This window comes from [Borrelia] finlandensis (assembly GCF_030438365.2).
Classification (GTDB): domain Bacteria; phylum Spirochaetota; class Spirochaetia; order Borreliales; family Borreliaceae; genus Borreliella; species Borreliella finlandensis.
Genome location: NZ_CP124070.1, coordinates 631512 through 652812 on the forward strand (window position 1 = coordinate 631512; position 21301 = coordinate 652812).

16 protein-coding genes and 6 tRNA genes are annotated in these 21301 nt (G+C 29.1%); 15 read left to right on the top strand and 7 right to left on the bottom strand.

What is annotated here, in order from left to right; genetic code table 11:
• The 11 genes from QIA19_RS03580 to QIA19_RS03630 all read left to right on the top strand — a co-directional run bounded on the left by QIA19_RS03580 (window position 1) and on the right by QIA19_RS03630 (window position 9956).
• Window positions 1-1980, top strand: a complete 1980-nt coding sequence (locus QIA19_RS03580) for an ATP-dependent helicase (protein WP_301365879.1) — start codon at window positions 1-3, stop codon at window positions 1978-1980.
• A gap of 116 nt (window positions 1981-2096) precedes the next feature.
• Window positions 2097-3527 carry a beta-Ala-His dipeptidase gene (gene pepD / locus QIA19_RS03585; protein WP_301365880.1) on the top strand — a complete coding sequence of 477 codons (1431 nt, stop codon included), beginning with the start codon at window positions 2097-2099 and terminating at the stop codon, window positions 3525-3527.
• A gap of 132 nt (window positions 3528-3659) precedes the next feature.
• Window positions 3660-3732: transfer RNA gene (locus tag QIA19_RS03590), tRNA-His, on the top strand.
• A 24-nt stretch (window positions 3733-3756) separates the two neighbouring features.
• A tRNA-Arg gene (locus QIA19_RS03595) sits at window positions 3757-3830 on the top strand.
• Between the two features lie 79 nt (window positions 3831-3909).
• Window positions 3910-3990, top strand: a tRNA-Leu gene (locus QIA19_RS03600).
• A gap of 5 nt (window positions 3991-3995) precedes the next feature.
• Window positions 3996-4067, top strand: a tRNA-Gly gene (locus QIA19_RS03605).
• A gap of 40 nt (window positions 4068-4107) precedes the next feature.
• Window positions 4108-5472, top strand: coding sequence for a trigger factor (gene tig / locus QIA19_RS03610; RefSeq protein WP_301365882.1), 1365 nt, complete (start codon window positions 4108-4110; stop codon window positions 5470-5472).
• A gap of 14 nt (window positions 5473-5486) precedes the next feature.
• Complete coding sequence (gene clpP, locus QIA19_RS03615) at window positions 5487-6071, top strand: ATP-dependent Clp endopeptidase proteolytic subunit ClpP (protein WP_301365883.1); 585 nt, start codon at window positions 5487-5489, stop codon at window positions 6069-6071.
• A gap of 23 nt (window positions 6072-6094) precedes the next feature.
• A complete protein-coding gene (gene clpX, locus QIA19_RS03620; protein WP_301365885.1) occupies window positions 6095-7387 on the top strand; it encodes an ATP-dependent protease ATP-binding subunit ClpX in 1293 nt (430 codons plus the stop codon).
• The gene (lon, locus tag QIA19_RS03625; RefSeq protein ID WP_301366238.1) at window positions 7374-9764 is read left to right on the top strand and encodes an endopeptidase La; all 2391 of its coding nucleotides are present in this window, start codon (window positions 7374-7376) and stop codon (window positions 9762-9764) included. The genes clpX and lon overlap by 14 nt, the downstream gene beginning before the upstream one ends.
• Window positions 9765-9803: 39 nt before the next feature.
• Window positions 9804-9956, top strand: coding sequence for a hypothetical protein (locus QIA19_RS03630; RefSeq protein ID WP_002656638.1), 153 nt, complete (start codon window positions 9804-9806; stop codon window positions 9954-9956).
• A 57-nt stretch (window positions 9957-10013) separates the two neighbouring features.
• Here QIA19_RS03630 and rpsD read toward each other — a convergent pair whose 3' ends face one another.
• The 3 genes from rpsD to QIA19_RS03645 form a co-directional block, all read right to left on the bottom strand.
• A complete protein-coding gene (rpsD, locus tag QIA19_RS03635; RefSeq protein ID WP_301365888.1) occupies window positions 10014-10640 on the bottom strand; it encodes a 30S ribosomal protein S4 in 627 nt (208 codons plus the stop codon).
• Window positions 10641-10668: 28 nt separating this feature from the next.
• Window positions 10669-10741, bottom strand: a tRNA-Met gene (locus QIA19_RS03640).
• Window positions 10742-10808: 67 nt separating this feature from the next.
• The gene (locus tag QIA19_RS03645) at window positions 10809-12158 is read right to left on the bottom strand and encodes a cation diffusion facilitator family transporter (protein ID WP_301365892.1); all 1350 of its coding nucleotides are present in this window, start codon (window positions 12156-12158) and stop codon (window positions 10809-10811) included.
• Window positions 12159-12279: 121 nt separating this feature from the next.
• Here QIA19_RS03645 and QIA19_RS03650 point away from each other — a divergent pair, with 121 nt between their 5' ends.
• Window positions 12280-12648: a hypothetical protein gene (locus tag QIA19_RS03650; RefSeq protein ID WP_301365894.1), complete on the top strand. Its 369-nt coding sequence runs from the start codon at window positions 12280-12282 to the stop codon at window positions 12646-12648.
• A 22-nt stretch (window positions 12649-12670) separates the two neighbouring features.
• On the opposite strand, the gene cdd is transcribed toward QIA19_RS03650, so the two are convergent.
• On the bottom strand, window positions 12671-13108 hold the full coding sequence (gene cdd / locus QIA19_RS03655) for a cytidine deaminase (RefSeq protein WP_301365896.1): 438 nt from the start codon (window positions 13106-13108) through the stop codon (window positions 12671-12673).
• A gap of 117 nt (window positions 13109-13225) precedes the next feature.
• On the opposite strand from cdd, the gene QIA19_RS03660 reads away from it, so the two are divergent.
• Window positions 13226-14188 (top strand): DHH family phosphoesterase, encoded by a 963-nt coding sequence (locus QIA19_RS03660; protein WP_008882163.1) that lies wholly within the window; start codon window positions 13226-13228, stop codon window positions 14186-14188.
• On the opposite strand, the gene QIA19_RS03665 is transcribed toward QIA19_RS03660, so the two are convergent.
• Window positions 14166-15761 carry a glycoside hydrolase family 3 N-terminal domain-containing protein gene (locus QIA19_RS03665; RefSeq protein WP_301365899.1) on the bottom strand — a complete coding sequence of 532 codons (1596 nt, stop codon included), beginning with the start codon at window positions 15759-15761 and terminating at the stop codon, window positions 14166-14168. The two genes, QIA19_RS03660 and QIA19_RS03665, sit on opposite strands and share 23 nt — an antisense overlap.
• 211 nt (window positions 15762-15972) lie before the next feature.
• On the opposite strand from QIA19_RS03665, the gene QIA19_RS03670 reads away from it, so the two are divergent.
• Window positions 15973-16046 (top strand) — tRNA-Met (locus tag QIA19_RS03670).
• A gap of 13 nt (window positions 16047-16059) precedes the next feature.
• Entirely contained in the window at window positions 16060-16614 is a 555-nt protein-coding gene (locus tag QIA19_RS03675; protein ID WP_008882309.1) for a DJ-1 family glyoxalase III, read from the top strand.
• A gap of 62 nt (window positions 16615-16676) precedes the next feature.
• Here the strand turns inward: QIA19_RS03675 and QIA19_RS03680 are convergent, their stop codons facing one another.
• Both QIA19_RS03680 and mfd read right to left on the bottom strand, forming a co-directional pair.
• Window positions 16677-17894, bottom strand: a complete 1218-nt coding sequence (locus QIA19_RS03680; protein WP_301365902.1) for an acetate kinase — start codon at window positions 17892-17894, stop codon at window positions 16677-16679.
• A 25-nt stretch (window positions 17895-17919) separates the two neighbouring features.
• Entirely contained in the window at window positions 17920-21297 is a 3378-nt protein-coding gene (gene mfd, locus QIA19_RS03685) for a transcription-repair coupling factor (RefSeq protein ID WP_301365904.1), read from the bottom strand.
• Between the last annotated feature and the right edge of the window lie 4 nt (window positions 21298-21301).

A 21301-nucleotide genomic window follows, 5' to 3' on the forward strand; every position in this document is an offset into this window, starting at 1 on the left:
TTGTCTAGTGATGATTTTTTTAAAAATTCTCTCAATCAATTTCAATATGAAGCAGTTACTACTATTGAAGGTGCTCTTTTAATTATTGCTGGTGCTGGTAGTGGAAAAACAAGGGTTGTTACTCACAGAATAGCGTATTTGCTTTTAAAGGGCATTGCTCAGAGGGAAATTTTAGCCTTGACTTTTACCAACAAGGCTGCTAATGAAATGAAAGACAGAATTAAAAAAATTTTAAAAAGTCCTCTTAGTAATCTTATGGTTTCAACTTTCCATGCTTTTGGGCTTTTCTTTTTAAAAGAAAATTATAAATTGTTAGGATATAGAAAAAACTTTAGCATTTATGATGACAATGATAGAATCTCTCTTCTTAAAGAGATTTTACTTGATGAGGGTCTTTTTAATAAAAAAGTTTCTTTAAATTCGTTTAGCAATGTTATTTCACTTTTAAAAAACGGTATTCTCACTCTTAATGATTTAAAGGAAGAAGATATAAATATTTACAGGCTTTATGAAGAGAGATTAAGGCTTTATAATTCTTTTGATTTTGATGATTTGATTTTAAAGCCAAAAGAATTGTTAAGTAATAATTCTGATATTAGAAATAAATATTCTAAAAGATATAAATATGTTTTGATTGACGAGTTTCAAGATACTTCTTTGATTCAATATAATTTTATTCGCCTTTTGATAAATCATAGTAATTTGTGTTGTGTTGGAGATGATGACCAGTCGATATATTCTTGGCGCGGGGCTAATTATAACAACATGTTGCAATTTGAAAAAGATTACAACGTTAAAGAAATAAAGCTTGAACAAAATTATCGTTCTTCAAAAAATATTTTAGACGTTGCCAATTCTGTGATTTTAAATAATAAAAATAGAAAAGAAAAGACCTTGTGGTCTTCAAAGATGTGTAGCAAAGTTATAGATGTTTTTATATTTGAGGATGAAATTCAAGAATCTGAGTTTGTTGCAAATCGAATAATAGAGCTTTCAAGGCTAGAGGGTTTTAAGTCTAAAAAGATAGGGATTCTTATGAGAACCAATGCTCTTTTTAAAAACGTTGAGATGATTTTTAGAAGACAGGGCATAAAATATAAAGTTTCGGGGGGAACATCTTTTTTCCAGAGAAAAGAAATAAAAGATATTATTTCTTATTTGAATGTAATAATAAATCCTAAAAGTGATTATGATCTTCTTAGAATCATTAATGTTCCAAGAAGGGGGATTGGTAAGGAATATTTGAAAAAAATTAGAGATATAGCAGACAAGAAAGGTTGTTGCATTTATGATGCTCTTTGTGACATTACTTTTTCTTTTACAAACATTTCTAGTTATGACAAGGCTTTAAATAAGCAGGTCATTGAAAGCATAGAAGATTTTGTATCTTTTATTGAAGAGTATCAATATAAATTTAGTATAACAAAAAACACGTATTCCAATACAATCAAAGAAATGATAGAAAGTATTGAATATTGGGGATTTTTGGTTAGTGAAAATCCCAATTCAATCAAAGTGGCTGAATATAAGTATCAAAATATAGAAGGGTTTTTAAGTATAATTAAAAATTGGGAATCCAAACAATTTGGTGAGTTGAGAGATTTAAGCAGTTTTTTAAATTACATAGTTCTTCAATCTAACGAAGTAAGTGAGGAAGCTGAAAATATTAATATTAATTTAATGACAGTACATTCTGCTAAAGGTTTAGAATTTGATTATGTATTTTTTATTGCTGTTGAAGACAATATTATTCCTCATTATAGAATCATTGAAGATAGTGAGGTTGACTTAGAAGAAGAGAGGAGAGTTTTTTATGTTGCGTTAACTCGCGCAAAAGATTCTCTTGTTATTACTATGGCTAATAAGCGCAAAAAAGATAGGCAAATTTTTGATCAGTTGCCTTCAAGATTTATTTCAGAAATTCCTAAAGAATTTTTAAATTTTAATTATTGTGTAGATTTTGTTGAAAACAAAGCTTAACCAACATTATTAAATTTATTGAATGAATTTAAAGATTAATTTAGTATATTATATGATTAATTATAAATTAAATCTAAGTATATTTATGGATTTAATTTAATCAAAGGAAAGTTATTGTGAGTATTGTAATTGATTCTTTTAAAGAGATATCAAAAATTCCAAGATGTTCAAGAAATGTTAAAGGAATTATTAATTTTATTAAGCAGAGAGCCAAAAAATTTGGCTATTCTTTTAAAGAAGATAGTGTTGGTAATATTGTGGTGCAGATAAAGTCAAATAATAATATTGATATGCATCCTATTATTTTACAATCTCATGTTGATATGGTTTGCGAAAAAAATGAATCCAGTTTACATAATTTTGAAACAGATCCAATTGAAATTATTGAAGAGGGTGGATATCTTAAGGCAGTGGGGACTACTCTTGGAGCTGATAATGGGATTGGAGTAGCTATGATGCTGGGGATTATGAGCGAAGCCAATAGTTTTCTTCATCCTGATTTAGAACTTCTATTTACCGTTGATGAAGAAATAGGTTTAATAGGTGCTCTTGGTCTTGATTCTAATTTATGTAGTGGCAAAAGCCTTATTAATCTTGATGGAGAGGAAGAAGGTTATTTTACAGTTGGTTGTGCTGGATCAAGACTTGTAGAAATTGTTTTTTCTCCTCAGTATAGCCTTGTAACGAAAAAAACAAAGCTAGAGATTTTGTTTAAAGGGCTTAAAGGTGGCCATTCTGGAGCAGATATTCATTTGGATTTGGCAAATTCTTTAAAATTAATGTTTTTTGCTCTTTTTGAAATTAAAGCAAATATTAATTTTGAGATTGAATGCATTTTTGGTGGAGACAGTAGCAATGCAATTCCAAATGAAGCCAGGGCCTTAATCTTTATAGATGATACCGATTATGATTTATTAAAGAAAGAGCTTAAACTTTTCGTACTTAAAGTTAGAAGTATACATTCTCTTGAAGATGAATTTGATATTGTTGTTAATAAAAGAGAATTTTCATCAGTTAAAGTTCTTGATGAAAATAGCAAAAATAAGCTTCTAAATATGGGAATGGGATTTTTACATGGAGTTCAAAAAGTAGAAAATTATGAAAATAAGCTTATAAAGACCTCTTTAAATTTTTCAAGTCTTTTAAAAATGCAAGAGGATTATATTTTTACTTTTTTAATAAGATCTTTATTGGACTCAGACAAAGAGTATGTTTGCAATCATTTACAATCAATAAGTGATTTGTCGGGAGCCAATTTGCGTATAATTTATGACTATCCTTCTTGGGAGCCTGATAAAAATAGCAATCTTTTAAAACATCTTCAAGGAGTGTATAAAGAGATGTATCTTGAAGATGCCAATGTTTCCATAATACATGCAGGGCTTGAAACAGGCATAATATCTTCTAGGTTGGGGGGTATAGAATCTGTTACTCTTGGCCCTTGGATTGAATGGCCTCATACTATTAGGGAAAGAGTAAATATTTCTTCAACTATTAGAGTTTATGATTTTTTAAAAAAAAGCTTAGAAAGATTTCAAAAATTTTAGTTTTAAAAAAATTTAATGTTTTATTATAAATTTTTTAATAAAAGTCTTATGGCTTTTATTATTTTTATCTTTTATTGACTTAGGAATTAAATATTTATAAAATATTATAATAATCATAGTCACTAGTTATTGGTGGTTGTAGCTCAGTTGGTAGAGCGTCGGGTTGTGGTTCCGAATGTCGCGGGTTCAAGCCCCGTCAATCACCCTTTAATCAATTTTATTTTTAACTGCATTCATAGCTCAATTGGATAGAGCGGCGGACTTCGAATCCGAAGGTTGCAGGTTCGACTCCTGCTGAGTGCGAAATTATTATTTATTTAGTAGATTAGGTATACTTGCAAAAGCTTTTAAGTTTTTGTATACTATTTTGAGTATGAAGTATGCAGGAGTGGTGGAATTGGCAGACACGCTAGACTTAGGATCTAGTGCCTTTGGCGTGTGGGTTCGACTCCCACCTTCTGTAAAAATGCGAAAGTAACTCAGGGGTAGAGTGTCACCTTGCCAAGGTGGAAGTCGCGGGTTCAAATCCCGTCTTTCGCTTTTTAATAATTATCAATAAAATTTAATTGAGGCATTAACAGTGATTTTGAGTAAAGATATTAAGCTTCTTCCAGGTTCAAAAGTTGAGGTTTCCATTAGAGTTTCAAAAAACGCTATTCAGGAAAAATACAATTCATTGTTGCAAGATTATTCTTCCCGCCTTAAGATTCAAGGTTTTAGAATTGGAAAAGTTCCTATTAATATTATTGAGAATAAATATTCTGAGGGTTTAAAAGCTACCGTTTTAGAAGAAGTGATTAATAATTCTCTTAAAGAATTTTTCAAAGAAGAGTCCAAAATGCCTTTAAGTTATGCTACTCCTACTGTAAAGGAAAAAAATTTAAAATTGAATCTTGACGAAGATTTTGAATTTACTTTTACATATGAGACTTATCCTGAATTTAAAATTCCAAGTTTTGATGAGATTGATATTAAAGTGGAGATTCCTGAAGTTTTTATTGATGATTCTGATATTGATGATGAGATTAAGAATCTTCAAATAGAAAATTCAATTATCATTGAAGATAAGGAAGGAGTTGTCAAGGAAGATAGCATTGTTAAAGTGGATTTTGTTGAGCTTGATGACCTTTCAAATGAGATAGTATCAACAAAAAGACAAGGCTTTGTTTTTACGGTTGGAAAATCTGAGACCTATTATGATTTTGACAAAGATGTAATTGGTATGAGAATAAATGAGGAGAGAGTTGTAGAAAAATCTTATATTGCAGATTACAAATTTGAAGAACTTGCGGGTTCTTCAAGAAAATTGAAGATTAAGATTAAGAGTATTAAAAAAAGAGATCTCCCCTTAATAGATGATGAGTTTGCACAGGATATTAGTGATAAATATAATACACTAGATGATCTTAAAAATTTTATAAGATCTAGTCTTTTAAACATTGTTGAAGAAAAAAAAGAAACTTTAAAGCTAAATAAATTTTTTTCTACTATTTCTGAAAAATTAGAAATAGATATTCCCCATTCAATGATTGAGGCTGAAATTGAAATTGCTTTTAAGGATACCAAAAGGCAAAATAAAAATAGTATGAGCCTTGAAGAGTTTAAAAGTATTTTTTATTCTTCAGGATATATTGGTGGTGATAATTTAAAAGATGAGATTCTTAGGAATTTGAAATCTAAGCTGATAATGCAGAAAATGGTAGATTTAGACCCAATTAAAGTTAATGAAAGCGATATTGAAGATGAAATGGCCAGGCAGTCTAAGAATTTAAGTGTAAGCTATGAGGAGATTAAAAAATTTTATGAAGATCAAAATTTGATTTCTTATTTAAAGGATGATATTAAAAGGGAAGGAGCTAAGAAAAAAATTTTGGAAAATATTAAAGAGGTAAAGTGTAAAAAACTAAATTTTAGAGATTTTGTTAATTATAAAATTTGTGAGTAAGAAAAATGGAGTTTATGCATAATTTAATACCCACCGTAATAGAGAATACGGGAAATTATGAAAGAGTATTTGACATATATTCAAGATTGCTTAGGGAGCGCATAATATTTTTGGGTGGTGAGATTAATGATCCTAAGGCAGATACGGTGATTGCTCAACTTTTGTTCTTAGAATCAGAAGATTCAAACAAAGACATCTATCTTTATTTGAATTCTCCAGGCGGCAGTATTACTGCAGGACTTGCGATTTATGATACTATGCAATATATAAAGCCCGATGTAAGGACAATTTGCATTGGGCAAGCCGCTTCAATGGGTGCTTTTTTGCTTGCTGGTGGTGCTAAGGGTAAAAGAGAATCTCTGACTTATTCTAGAATAATGATTCACCAGCCTTGGGGTGGAATAAGTGGTCAGGCTAGTGATATTAATATACAAGCTAATGAAATTTTAAGACTTAAAAAATTAATAATAGATATTATGTCTAATCAGATAGGAGTTGATAAGGAAAAACTGGCTCTTGATATGGAAAGGGATTATTTTATGACTTCAAGCGATGCTCTTAAATATGGTCTTATTGATAGTATCTTAGTAAGGGAGTAGTTTTATTTTCGGTAAAAGTTTTTATGGCAAGAGTAAAAGGTCAAAAAGTAAAAGAGTGTTCTTTTTGTGGACTTAGTGTCGCTGAGCTTGGTGGTAATGTTGTTATATCTAATGGGGTAGCGATTTGTCCGGAATGTTCTAAAATATGTCACAATCTTTTTAAAGAAAAGTTGTGTAAGCCGCTAGATTCTAAGTCCAACGGTTTGCCAACTCCCAAACAACTTAAAGATCATTTAGACATGCATGTTGTTGGGCAAGAAGATGCTAAAAAAGTCTTATCTGTGGCTGTTTATAATCATTATAAGAGAATATTGAAAAATAATAAATATGACAATGGTATTGAGATTGAAAAATCTAATATACTTTTGGTTGGTCCTACAGGCAGTGGTAAAACTTTGCTTGCAAAAACGTTGGCTGCAGAGATGAATGTGCCATTTGCAATAGCAGATGCTACAACTTTGACAGAAGCAGGATATGTTGGCGAGGATGTAGAAAATATTTTGCTTAAATTGATACATGCTGCTCATGGGGATGTTAGCTTAGCTGAAAAAGGGATTATCTATATAGACGAGATAGATAAAATTGCTAAAAAAAATGAAAACGTCTCAATAACAAGAGATGTTTCTGGAGAAGGGGTTCAACAGGCTTTATTAAAGATAATTGAAGGCACGGTTGCCAATGTTCCTCCAAGAGGCGGTAGAAAGCATCCCTATGAGGATACTATTGAAATTAATACTCAAAATATACTCTTTATATGTGGCGGTGCTTTTGTTGGACTTGAAAACATTGTTAAGAATCGAATAAATAAAAGTTCTATTGGGTTTTCAGCAATTGAAAAAAAGAATATAAGAGAAGATACTTCATTAAAGTATTTAGAAATGGAAGATTTGATTAAATTTGGCTTAATACCAGAGTTTGTTGGCAGACTTCCTGTTCATTCGTATCTTGAAAAGTTGAATAAAGAGGATTTGTTGAGAATATTGGTTGATCCTCAAAATTCTATTGTTAAGCAGTATTATCATATGTTTAAAATGGACAATGTTGAATTGGTATTTGAAAAAGATGCTTTAGAATCAATTGTAGATGAAGCCATTTTAAAAAATACTGGAGCAAGAGGTCTTAGATCTATTTTAGAGGGTCTTCTTAAAGATGTTATGTTCGAGGTTCCTTCTATTGGTAAGGCTAAGAAGGTTGTTGTTACAAAAGAATCTGTTTTAAATGCAGATGTTAACCCATTAATTTTGGTGGGAAATGCAATTAAAAAACCTTGGGCAAAAGAGTTATATGAAATCAATCTTAAATATGATAAAAAATAGAAAAGAAGATCTTCCAATTGTTATTTTAAAAGAAAATGTTCTTTTCCCCAATATGACATTGTGGGTAACCTTTGATAATGAATATGTAATTAATTCCATAGCTCAATCCATGTTAGAGGAAAGATTGATTTTATTTGCTTATCCAAATGAACCTAATTATGATGAATCTGATAGGGGAGTGGTTAAAAATCTATGCTCTGTGGGTACTTATTCTAAACTTATTCAAGTTATAAAGGTTAGTAAAGACGTAATAAAAGTTTTAGTTGAATGTCAAAGTAGGGTTCTTATAGGCAGTGTTTCCAAAAAAAATGATTATTTGAGAGCTAAAGTTACTTTTGTGCCTGATTCTAATGGATTAAACAGGGAGCTTTTTACCTATTCTAAATTTTTAAAAGAAACTTATGAAGCTTATAGAAATTCCTTATCTTTAAAATCTTATGATGCGGATAATGAACCAATTAATTATTTTGAGAATCCAAGTAAGCTTGTCGATATTATAGCTTCTAATTCAAATTTGGAAAATAGCATAAAATTAGAGCTTTTGCAAGAGCTAAATGTTAAAATCAGAATAGAAAAGTTAATTGTTAATTTAAACATTGAAATTGATCTTTTAGATCTTAAAAGAGATATTAATTCTAAAGTTAGAGCTAAGTTGGATAAGGGGCAAAGGGATTATTTTCTTTCTGAACAAGTTAAAGAGATACAAAAAAGATTGGGTAAAGATGAAAATGATTATATTGATAGATTAAACTCTAAAGATATTCCAGAAGATGTTAAATCCAAGATTGAAAAAGAAATTTCTAGATTATCTAAAATGCAGATGAATTCACCCGATGCTAATATTATTAGAAGTTATATAGAATTAATATTAGATCTTCCATGGAATGAAAATACTGTTATGAAAAATCATTTAAGCGAGATTGAGTTTATCTTAAGAAATTCTCATTATGGTATGGATGAAGCAAAAGAAAAGATAATAAATTTTTTAGCTGTTTATCAAATTAATTCTAAGGTCAAAGCTCCTATTTTATGTCTTGTGGGGCCTCCTGGTATTGGTAAAACATCTCTTGTGGAATCTGTTGCAAGATCGCTGTCTAGAGAATTTGTTAAAATATCTCTTGGTGGCTTAAGAGATGAGGCAGAAATTAGGGGGCACAGAAGAACTTATGTTGGTTCTCTTCCGGGTGTTTTTATTAACGCAATGAAAAGATCCGGCAAATCCAATCCTGTTATTCTTCTTGATGAAATAGATAAAATTAATAGTAGTTATAAGGGAAATCCCGAATCTGCCCTTTTAGAAGTTTTAGATCCGGAGCAAAATTATAAGTTTATAGATCATTATTTAGAAATTCCTTATGATCTTTCTAATGTTTTATTTGTTACAACAGCCAATTCTCTTAATGGTATGTCAAAGCCGCTTCTGGATAGAATGGAAATAATTAAGGTTGAGGGTTATTCTTATATTGAAAAGTTAGAGATTGCTAAGATTTTTCTGATTCCAAGCATAATTAAAGAGAGTTTTTTGGACAAAGTTTATATAAGAATAGAAGATGATGTTATTTTTAATTTGATTAGAAACTATACTATGGAATCTGGTGTAAGGGGGCTAAAGAGAGTTTTGACTAATTTGATCAGGAGACTTGTAAGGGAGCTGCTTTATGAGTATTCTAAAGATCAAATCATCAAAGGCAACTTTTATTCACCAAGTTCTTTGATACATGGGAATAATTCGCTTTTTACTCATGATCCTGATATTCCAGGTATTTATAAAATAATCAATATTAATAATTATTATAATTATGTTGATACTGAGGATAACTTGGATTTAATTAAGATTGATTCTTCGGGGTTTGTTTATGGGCTTGCTTGGACAAATTATGGTGGTACGGTTCTTCCTGTTGAGGCAACTAAGTTTGAGAAAAAAGGAGACATTATCCTAACAGGTAGTCTTGGAGCTATTATGAAAGAGAGTGCACAGCTTGCATATTCTATAGTTAAGACCTATTCTTCTAAGCTTAATTTTGATGTGAAGGAAAGTCCTGAAATTCATTTGCACTTTCCAGAAGGAGCAACTCCAAAAGATGGGCCTTCTGCAGGTATTACCATTGCAACAGCAATTGCTTCGATATTGTCTGATAAGAAAGTTCCTTTGGACCTTGCAATGACCGGTGAGGTGACTTTAAAGGGCTTTGTTCTTCCTGTGGGCGGTATTAAAGAAAAAGTTTTAGCAGCCTATAGAAACGGTATAAGTAAAGTTATTTTGCCCAAAGATAATAAAAAAGATTATTCTAAGCTTCCAGAAGAAGTTAAGGACAATATAGATGTTAAGTTTGTCTCCAGCTTGGAAGAAGTTTTTGATTATTTGAATATTATTTAAAAATATACATATTTAAATTTATATTTTAGGAGTAGATCTATGAAAGATGGAGTTAGAAAGCCTTCGGGCAATAGAGCGTCTTTTAGCGCTCAGCCTAATGTTAAGGGCTTGAGAAAGAATAATAGTTTTTCTTGTTTTGCTAAGAATAATTTGGGTAAAAGTTTTTCAAAGGGTAAAAAAAAGGGTAAATAAAAAAGTGGCCAATTAAAGCCACTTTTTTCCTTTAATAATGCAGAAATAAAAGATATTTTATGCTCTCTTAGAATAATATTCTACAACCATTTGTTCATTAGCAAGCGTAGGTATCTCGTCCCTTGATGGAGCATGCTTTACTTTTATGTTTAAATCATCAGCATTTACTTCTATCCAAGTTGGCAAATTTCTAAGAGACGAAGTTTTTTCTATATTTGATCTTATTAATTTTTTTAGGCTATCTTTTTCTTTTATTTGAATTTGGTCATTTGTTCTTAGTATTATTGAAGGGATTGTAACTCTTCTTCCATTTAATATAATAATACCGTGAGAAACCATTTGCCTTGCGTGTGCTCTTGAGATGGCAAATCCAGCCCTATATACAACATTGTCAATTCTTCTTTCAAGTATTGATAGCAAGTTGTCTCCAGTAACACCGTGATGTTTTTTTGCTTCTTTAAAAGTGTTGGTTAGCTGCCTTTCACTTACACCATAAGTAAACTTTATCTTCTGTTTTTCTATTAATTGTTTTCCATATTCTGTGATTTTAGCTTTTCTGGCTTTTCCGTGCATTCCGGGAGGATGTGGCTTTTTTTTGAGGATTTTGTCATATTTTGGCTGCTCAAAAATGTTGATACCAAATCTCCTTACCAGCTTGCCTTTAGCTATTTGTTTTCTATTCATCAATTCCTCACATATTCAAAATAAAGCATAGCAGGGATAGGACTCGAACCTATGACCTTCGGGTTATGAGCCCGACGAGCTACCAACTGCTCTACCCTGCGTCTTACAATTTAAAATGTTAGCACAACTTTATTATGAGTGTCAATTATTTGTTTATTATTAATTTAATTAGACTAAAAAATATATATCATTTATTTCTTTATATTCTTGTTTTATGATATTTTTAATATCTTGTGTTTTATTTATAAAATTTTTAAAGTCATTTTCTGAATTTAAATTTATTTTGATATAAAGCACAAGTTTGTTGCCTTGATTATGAAAATTGAGTGTTTTAAAGTTTATATTTGAATTTTTTAACGTGTCTTTTACGCTTCTTTTAAGATCTATATTTTGTTTTGAGAGCAAATTGTTTGCGTTATTTATTATTACGTTAAGCCCTTCTTTTATTATGATAAAGCCAATAAATATAGACATAATTTTGTCAAAGCCACTCCACATGTAGGTTGCAAGCAGTAAACTTAGTGTAATCCCACCATGTGAGAATATGCAGTTTTTATCAGCAGAAGCTAGTGCTAAGAGAAGTTGATTGTTGTATCTTTTTCCTATTTGAAATTTTGTCAAATATTCTATTATTTTCACTATAAAAAAAATGAAGGGGGTTAGTGGTATCCACAAGCTTTTTTTAAGAGATTTATTTGAGAATATTTCTAGTATGTTTTTTTTGTCTTCTTCGTTGTGGTCGTGGTTATGATCGTGATCGTGTGAGTGGTAGTGGTCATGTTCATATATAGTATCATTTTTATTTTTGTTCTGGTGTATGTGTATATTAAATCCAGACTCTCCCCCAAGAGTGATAAATTTATTTAATCCGGTTGTATTTAGAAATAGTGTAAATCCCGTCATAAGTATAATTATTCCCATGATAAAAGCTATTAAGCTTTCCATTAGTTTGTGTCCATAAGGATAATGGATGGTTTCAGGCTTGCTTGTAATTTTCAAACTAAAATAAGTTATTGTAGATAAAACAAAGTCGGCCATCACGTGGAAAGCATCAGCAATAAGTGCAAATGAATTAAACAATATTCCAACAGTAAGCTTAGAAGATATTGATGCTACTTCAGTAAATATAGAGATTATTCCTATTCCCATTACAAATTTATCTTCTTCTATTTCAGGTGCTAATTCTTTTTTATATTTAGAATCGTTATGTTCAAATCCCAAGCTTAAAAGCTCTTCTTGTATTTCAGCAATTTGGCATGAAATTGTTTTAAACTTATTTTTTTTGCCGTAGTGAATTAAATTGCTAATCATTATTCTTTCTATGCCTTCCAATTTAAAATCATCATCAATATAAAAATTAATTATTTCAATTTGATCAGCTTTTGCTTTTGCTTTAAGATTTGCAATTAATTTTGAATTAGTTTCAATATAAACAATGTAGATATCTTCTTTTTTTAAAGTATCCAGTTTTAAATAAGCAAATTTATGAATGTTTTTTAAGCTTATTACCTTGACCATAATTGTAACATTCTCCTAGTTGTTGCATAATTTTACCATATTAGCAGTAATGTTAAATTTTATCATTTATTAAATTTAAGCTCAATCTTGGTTTGTTGGGGGCAAAAGTGAGGGATATTTTATGCGGCAAGCAGATTTTTTTGTGAAAAAATGTAAAAAAATTATTTTAAATAATAATGATTTGCACAGTTTAGTTGATAATATTAAAAATATTTTTTACGAGATTTTAAAAGAGTTTGACAAAAGGTCATTAGAAGATATATTTGATTATTATTATGAAACCTATAATGTTAATAATAGTTTATACAGCTTTATAGAAAAATTTGTTCCAATTATTAATTTTTTATTATTTGAAGATTTGGAATATAATTTTAATTCTGATGAGAAAAAACTTATTTTAAATGTATTTGATTTATCTGCCAATACTCTTGAAAGCAACAAATTAAATAAGTTTGCAAGTGCTTTAGTTTCTCTAAAGATATTAAATTGATTTAATTTTTTGCAAGTTGAGATTATGTTACTCTTCGTAGCTCTTTTTTATCAAAAGGAGCTTTAAGTAAATCTTTTAATGTATAAATTTTTATTGGCGTTTTGTTTTCACTAAATGATTTAGATTCTGTTATTATTATTTTTGTATCTTGATCAAAAAATTCTGCCATTACTTGCAAGCATATAGCGCACGGAATAGATTCAGGACTTGTATTAAGCAATAAAAAATCTATTGCTTGTACACCAATTTTTGCAATCATATTCAAAATTGCACTTCTTTCTGCGCAACAAGTTGCTCCAAAACTTGCATTCTCAACATTTGTTCCAATGAAAAAATCGTTTGTTTTGGTCTTAATGCAGGCACCTACTTTGAATTTTGAGTATGGAGAATATGAATTATTTCGTGCTTTTTCTGCCATATAAAATGCTTTATCTATATCTTCTTGTTTTAGTTTTTCCAAAATTTTCCACCTGTTATATTTTATTAGCCATTGTGGTTTATTTTATTGAAATATTGTAATATAGTCAATGTAAAATAAGCCAAAAACTTGTTTTGCGGAAGGTTTGCGAACTTTATTATGAGAGATGTTATTAATTTTATTAGAAAATATAATAATTTTATTATTATTGGGCACAAAGATCCTGATTTTGATTGCATAGGTTCTTCGTTAGCTTTATCGTCTTTTCTCTCAAGAATTAGTAAAAATTCTATTTTGTTAAATGAAGGTCCTTTTATTAGAAAAGAAATAGTTCCTTTTAAGGATAAGTTTTTATCTGAATGGCCCAATATTGAGATTTCAGAGTATTCAGTTATTATTTTAGATTGCTCGATTTTAGATAGGATAGGTGATGAATTTATCTTTTATGTAAAGAATATGCCTACTTTAGTAATCGATCATCATATGTCTGGAGAAAAATTAGAATGTGAGGGCTATATTGATCCTTTTGCGCCTTCTACTACTTTTTTAATTGAAAAATTGATAAGAGAGTTTGGACATGATCTTACAAAAGAAGAGGCCTGGTATATTTTAGTAGGATTTTGTACTGATACTGGTTTTTTTAAATTTATTTCAAGAAGTGATCCAGAGCCTTTTGAAATGGTTGCAAGACTGGTTTCAAAAGGAATAAGCCTTAAAGAAGTTTATAGCTATATAGAAGCCACCAAAAGCCTAAAATCAATAGAAACTCTTAAGTTAATGCTTAACAATCTTGAATCTTATTGGAATGGAAAGGTTTTGTTTACATTTTTATCTTCTTCTAGCTCTGGCAAAGATGGTGGAGTTAGTGGGGTTAATGAGCTTTTTTATATGATTTTAAGCAATGTTGAGAATAATGAAATTTTAGGCATTTTAAAGGAAATGGAGGACGGTTCGATTATAGTTGGGCTAAGATCTAAAGATTCTTTTGATGTTGGAAAATTGGCAGAAGATTTTGGAGGCGGTGGGCATAAAAATGCCAGCGGGTTTAGAATCAAACAAGGTTCTCTAGAGATTGTAAAAAATCGAATGCTAGCATACATTAAGGATAATATTTATTTATAATATTTTTTAAAGGGATGGTTCCTTTTGGATCAAAATCTTTAGTGAGTGTTAAAAATCCAGATTTAAATGCCAAGGGTGTTGTTCCATAAATAATTACTATGTTTTTTATCCAATTTAATTTTTTAATATGGTGAGGCGTAAGAGATACAATTACGCTTATTTTATCTTTGTATTCTTTCAAATTTTCTAAATATTTCAAGCTTCCAGGTGTGGATAAATTAAATATTACTTGTTCAAATTTATTAATTAATTTTTTAATTTCGTCGAGTTTTTGGGGATTAATTCCGTTTAAGGGATAATAGTTGTAATAATAAGCGTATGTATTTTGAAATATTTTTCTACCTTCTGTAATCATTTTGTAGTAAGGAGATATTATAAGTGTTTTTTTGGTTTTAGATATTTCTTTTTCTATTCTTACTTTTGTAATACTCCTTAATGTGTTTTGTTCAAAAAATTTTTCACCTTCTTTTGAATATATTTTCTCATTTTTGTTGAAATTAGGATAAAGATCAGATTTATTTTTATTTTCTTTTAAGTACATTAATTTTATTCTTAATATTCTTTTATTAGATTCAATAATATTGTTTTTTATTTCTGAATCTTTTTTCATTAAGTTTAATAGCATGTTGTAAGCATTTTGTTGTATATTTTCATTTAAAGATATTAAAAAAATGTCACTTTTGGTTCTAACTATTCTTTCAATCGTATTATAAATGCTCTCATTATTGTAGTTTACTGCGTTCATTAAAAGGTCATCAGTAATTATTATGTTATTATATTTTAATTTTTTTCTCAGTATGTCTTTAATTATTTTTATTGAGGATGATGCAGGGATATTTTTTCCATTTGTAAGCTTTGGATATGCTAAATGACCTGTCATTATTACGGGAATGTTTTCTTGGATTAATATTTTATATGGTAAAAGTTCATTTAAGCTTATTTCTAGTAAATTAGAATTTATTATTGGAATATTGATATGAGAGTCAAGGGTAGTATTGCCGTGTCCTGGGAAATGTTTTGCAGTAGAAATTACTCCTCCTTGCTTTTGTCCTTTGTAAAAAGCCAGAGAAAGAAGTGATACTATTTTGGGGTTATCCGAATATGTTCTTGGTCCTATTGCAAAATTATTTTCATGACTGTATATATCTACTATGGGTGCAAAGTTTAGATTTATTCCAAGTTGCCTTAGCTCTTGTGCTATGTAATATCCTGTATTATAAGAATCTTTTGGAGAAAGCGATGCTGCAATTCCAAGATTGCCAATTGTTTCTGATGTATTTAATTTTATGTGTTGCGCCAATCCCCCTTCTTGATCTGTTGCTACAAATAAAGGAATTTTAAATTTATTATTTTGAGATGTTTTTTGAGCTTTATGAATACTTTCTGTTAAATTTTTTAAATTTTTTGCGTTCCATCCAAAAATTTTAATTCCCCCAAGATTTTTTTTACTTATAAAATCAAGAACAAAATTTGTGATTGATTGATTTGGGTAGCTTATCATGAACATTTGCCCCAGTAGTTCATGATCTTGCATTTTGCTTACCATTTCATTTATTAATTTTTCTCTTTCCATCGTATCCCAAAAATCAATGGAAAAGCAGTTATTAGCTATAAAAAGGACAATGAGATAAAAATTTCTTTTCATTTAACCATATAAATAATAAATGCTAATTTAGTAATTTATATTTATTAGCAAGCTATTTTGTATTATACTTTATAATAATGCTTTTAAATAATAACATTGACAAAGCATTATTGAATTTATACACTTAATAAAAGTTTAAGCTGATGTAGCTCAGTTGGTTAGAGCACTCGGCTCATATCCGAGTTGTCGTGGGTTCAAGTCCCTCCATCAGCATTAGAGGTTGTAAATGGTAGTAGGAATTATTCTTGCAAATGGCTTTGAAGATATTGAGGCCATAATCCCGATTGATATTTTAAGACGGGGTAATGTTAATATTCAAATTATCAGTGCAAATGATAGCAATGTTGTGATAAGTTCAAAAGGCGTTTCTTTTTTAGCAGATGATATAATATCAAACTGTAAGGAAAATTGTTTTGATCTAATAATTCTCCCAGGAGGTATGCCTGGAGCTACTAATCTTTTTAATTCAAAAGAATTGGATTTGATTTTAAAAGATATGAATTCCAAAGGTAAATATATTGCAGCTATTTGTGCTTCTCCGGTAGTAGTGCTTGCTGCTAAAGGTCTTCTAGGATTCAATAAGTTTACATGTTATCCAAGTTTGGAAAAAAATGTTCTTGATGGTGAGTTTGTAGATGAAAATGTTGTTAGAAGCAATAATTTTATTACTTCTAAAGGAGTTGGAACTTCATTTGAATTTGCTTTTACTCTTCTTGAAATGGTAAAAGGAAAGCAAATAATGGAAGATGTTAAAAAAGCAACTTTACTTTGCAAGAGTTAAATATAAATCTATTTTAAATAATTATAATAAATAAACCAGATTTTAGTTTTTAAAATTGTAAATTATAAATTTTTTGGAATTAAATTATAAATGTCTTCAAGAATGGTTGATTCTTCGTTTGTTGGTATTGCCAGTATTTTTACTTTGCTTTTAATGGTTGATATTTCAGATTCTAAGGTTTTACTTTGGGACATTTTGTTTTTTTCAAGGTCCAGCTCTATTCCAATTTTTTCAAATCCTTTTAACGCAAGATCTCTTACTTTATAATCAACAACCCCAATTCCACCTGTAAAGACTATTGCATCGACATTAAAATCAAGAGCGGCAATGTAAGATCCAATATATTTTTTCATTCTATATGTCATTATTTCTACTGCAATTTTTGATTGATATTCTCCTTCTTTAATTTTGTTCCAAATATCTCTCATATCATTTGATTTTTCAGAAATTCCTAGCATGCCGCTTTTTTTATTTAATATTTCTTCAATTTGTTTAGTGTTTTTATTTAATATTGTGCTCATCAAATTAATAATTGATGGATCTATATTTCCACTTCTTGTTCCCATTACAAGGCCTTCAAGCGGAGTAATTCCCATGCTTGTGTCGTAAGATTTTCCATCTTTTACAGCATTAATACTTGCTCCGTTTCCAAGATGCAATATTATTAAATTTAGATTATCTATTTTTTTATTTAAAATTTCTGAGGTTCTTTTTGTTATGTACGAATAAGAGAGTCCGTGAAAGCCATATTTTCTGATACTGTGATTTTTATACCAAGAATATGGTACTGCGTAAAGAAAGGCGTGTTCTTTTATAGTTTGATGCCAGGATGTATCGAAGCATAAAACTTGTTTGGTGTGTGGCAAAATTTTAAGCACTGCTTCTATTGCGATGATTGCACTTGGGTTGTGAAGTGGAGCAAGTTCAGAAATTTGTTTTAATGTATTTAAAATACTGGTTTTAAGAATTACTGAATTTTTAAGACTTGAGCCCCCATGTACAACTCTGTGTCCTATTATTTTAATCTCACTAAGAGTTTTAAGGATTTTTAAATCGCTGTTTGTGAGTATTTTAAACATTTTTTCTATTGCTTTTTGGTGATTTTCAATTCCTTTTTCAGATCTTTCTGTTGTTGATCCGTCAGTATTTACAATTTTTATGATTGATTTTTTCTCTTTTATTTTTTCAATAATTCCAGATATTATTTTTTTCGAATTTTCATATTGATAAATAGCAAATTTTAATGAAGAACTTCCTGTGTTTATGATTAATATTTTCATTTTTTTCCCTTTTGTATTTAACAAGTTATGTGTTTGTCTTTAGTAAGTTAATATTTTTGTATATGTAATTTATTTTCTCAGATTTTTCAATATTTTTAAAGCTTAAAAATATCGATTTTTGATATGAGGGATTTAATATTAATAAATTAGGATGTTTTTGAAGTATTTCTATTATTTTTTCCATAGGAATGCTTTCTATATTTTTGTATTCTATTTCCAAAGTTCTGTTTGTTTCTTTTAATTTTGTTATGTTTAAATTTTTTGCCAAAATTTTAAGCTCAGCCAACATTAATAGACTGTTTATTTCTTCGGGTATTGGGCCAAAGTTGTCGTGGAGCTCTGATCTTATTTTTTTACTTTCTTCTTCAGTTTGAATTTTAAAGATTTTTTTGTAGATTAGTAGTTTATCCTGCTCATTTTTTGCATAATTTTCAGGAATAAATCCACTATAGTTAATTTCAATATCAACCTCTTCTTCGTCTGATGAGATTTTTCCCATTTTCTTTTCAATTGCTTTATTTAGCATTGTTAGATAGTAATCTAGTCCAATCGATTCAATTTCCCCATGTTGTTCTCTACCAAGTAAATTGCCAACACCCCTTATTTCCATATCTTTCATTGCTATTTTAAATCCTGCTCCTAGCTCTGAAAATTCTGTTATTGCTCTTAGTCTTTCAATAGAGCGTTCATTTAGCTTTTCGCTGTCTTGGTACAAAAAATAAGCATAAGCTTTTTGAGATCCTCTTCCAACCCTTCCTTTTAGTTGATATAGCTGTGCAAGTCCAAACTTGTTTGCATTATTAATTATTATTGTATTTGCATTTGGAATGTCTATTCCATTTTCAATTATTGTTGTTGCCAATAAAATTTGATACGCTTTTTTAATAAAATTGTGCATTATATTTTCAATCTCTTCTCCTGTTAGTTTTCCATGAATTATTGCAATTCTTGCATAAGGTGTTAATTTTTCAATTAGTGTTTTTAAATAATACAGTTCTTCAATATTATGATTTACTAAAAAAACTTGACCATCTCGAGACAGTTCACTCTCAATTGCATGTTTTATTAAAAGTTCACTAAACGATTCTAAATAAGCTTCTATTTTTACTCTGTTTTGAGGCGGAATTTTTAAAACGGAAATATCTCTAAGCTTAATTAGTGACATGTGAAGAGATCTGGGAATTGGTGTTGCAGAAAGAGCAAGGCAATCAACCGAAATTCTTATTTCTTTAAGTTTTTCTTTTTCTTTTACGCCAAATCTTTGTTCTTCATCAATTATTATTAACCCTAAATTTTTGCAGGTGAATTTTTTTGAAAGAATTTTGTGTGTTCCTATGATTATATCAATTTTTCCACTTTTAAGTTCTTTTAAAATCCGGCTTTCTGCGTTATTTTTTATAAATCTGCTTGATACTTCGATTTTGATTGGAAAATTTTTAAATCTTTTTTTGAATGTATTGAAATGCTGTTCTGCTAAGATAGTTGTTGGCGAGAGTACAATAACCTGTTTGTTTCCCATTACGGCTTTAAAAGCAGCTCTCATAGCAACTTCAGTTTTTCCAAATCCAACATCTCCACAAAGAAGGCGATCCATCACTTTGAAGCTCATCATATCTTCTTTTATTTCTTTTATTGCTTTTATTTGATCTGGAGTTTCATTGTATGGAAATTCAGATTCAAATAACAATTGTAATTCGTTATCTTCTGGGTATTTAATACCTTTGATGCTTTCTCTTTTTGAATAAAGTTCTATTAATTTGTCTGCAATCTCTTCGATTCTTTTTTTTGCGTTTGCTTTGTTTTTTATCCATGTTTTAGAACTAATTTTATCTAATTTAATATTTTTAGGATCACTTCCAATGTATTTTTGGATTAAATTTGTTTGTTCAATTGGAATAAATAGTTTTTCTCCTTCAGCGTATTCAATTTCAATATAATCCTTTTCAAGAGAGCTTGTTTTTATTCTCTTTATTTGCTTAAATATGCCAATTCCATGGTTTATGTGAACTACATGACTATTTTTCTCAATCCCAACAAAAGAGTCAATAGCTTTTGTTTTTGAAGATTCAAAGGCTTTGTTTATTTTTTGCCCCGTATTGAAAATGTTTGATTCAAGAATAATGGCAATTTTTTCTTTTTCTATTATTAAAGAGCTAGATATTTTTAAAACCCCAATTGATACTTTTGGCAATTCTTTGAAAATATATTTAAGTTTTTCTTTTTGTGATTCAGATTCTGCTGCAATAATGATTTTAAATCCATTTTTCAGCCAATTTTCAAATTCTTCTTTTGTAAGTGCTATATTTGAAAAAAAGTTTCTCTCATTTTCGATTTTAAACTCGATAATTTCTTTGGATTCAGGGCTTTTAATTTTTGAAAATAAAACATCGCTTTTTAGATTGAAGTTTTTATAATTTAAGAGAATTCTTTTTGGATCAATTATATTTTTACCGGCTTCTTCTGCTTCTTTGTAAAGCTTTTCGTATTCTTGATGTATTTTTTCAATTTCTTTTTCGAAATTGTTAATTTCAAAGTTTACAATAGGTGTGTGTTTTTCAATCTCATCACCTAAGTAAGTATTTGCTACTAGTGGATAAAACATTTCTTCTGTTTTTGTTTCTTTTTTAAAATCCAACTCTTCAAGAATCTTTTTATATTCAACAGATTTAATTTTTGTTTTTAAGGTGTTAATAGTTTCATCGTCCCAAATAATTTCTTTTTTTGGAAGAATTTGGAATTCTAAAATTTCATTATCGTGTTTTAATTGGGTTAAGGGATTAAATTTTCTTATTTCTTCTATTTTGTCAAAGTTTAGTGCAATTCTTATTGGATTTTGTTCTCCAAAAGGGTATATATCTATAATTTCTCCTTTTACTGTAAATTCTCCTGGAATTGTTACTCTTAATGTTTTTTCATATCCCAATGTTATAAGAGTTTTTTCAATGTCTGCTGTATTAATATTGGTATTTTTTTCAATTTTATATATATTCTTTAGTAATGTATTTTTATCGGGTATTTTGCTAAGCAATGATTTCAAGACTGTAATATATATTCCAGGGTTTTTTTTATAAAAATTGATTAAAAATTTGATTCTTTCGTTAAAGATCGTACTTTTTGAGCCAATGCCCTTGTATACAAGGGGGCTAAAATAGTTAAGCTCAAAGATTTGATTTGTAATTACCTGTAAATCGTTTTTGATTTTATCTAATGTGTGTTCGTCTTTAACTATTAATATTATTTTCCCGGTTTTACTATATTCTTTGATTTTTTTAATTAAAAAGGCTTTGAAAAATCCTTCATATCCTGTTAATGAAAAAAATGTATTTTGTTCTAAAAATTCTTTCATTTTTTTTAAATTGGAATTATTCTTTAATATTGTTGTTAGTTCTTCATCTATATTCATTTTT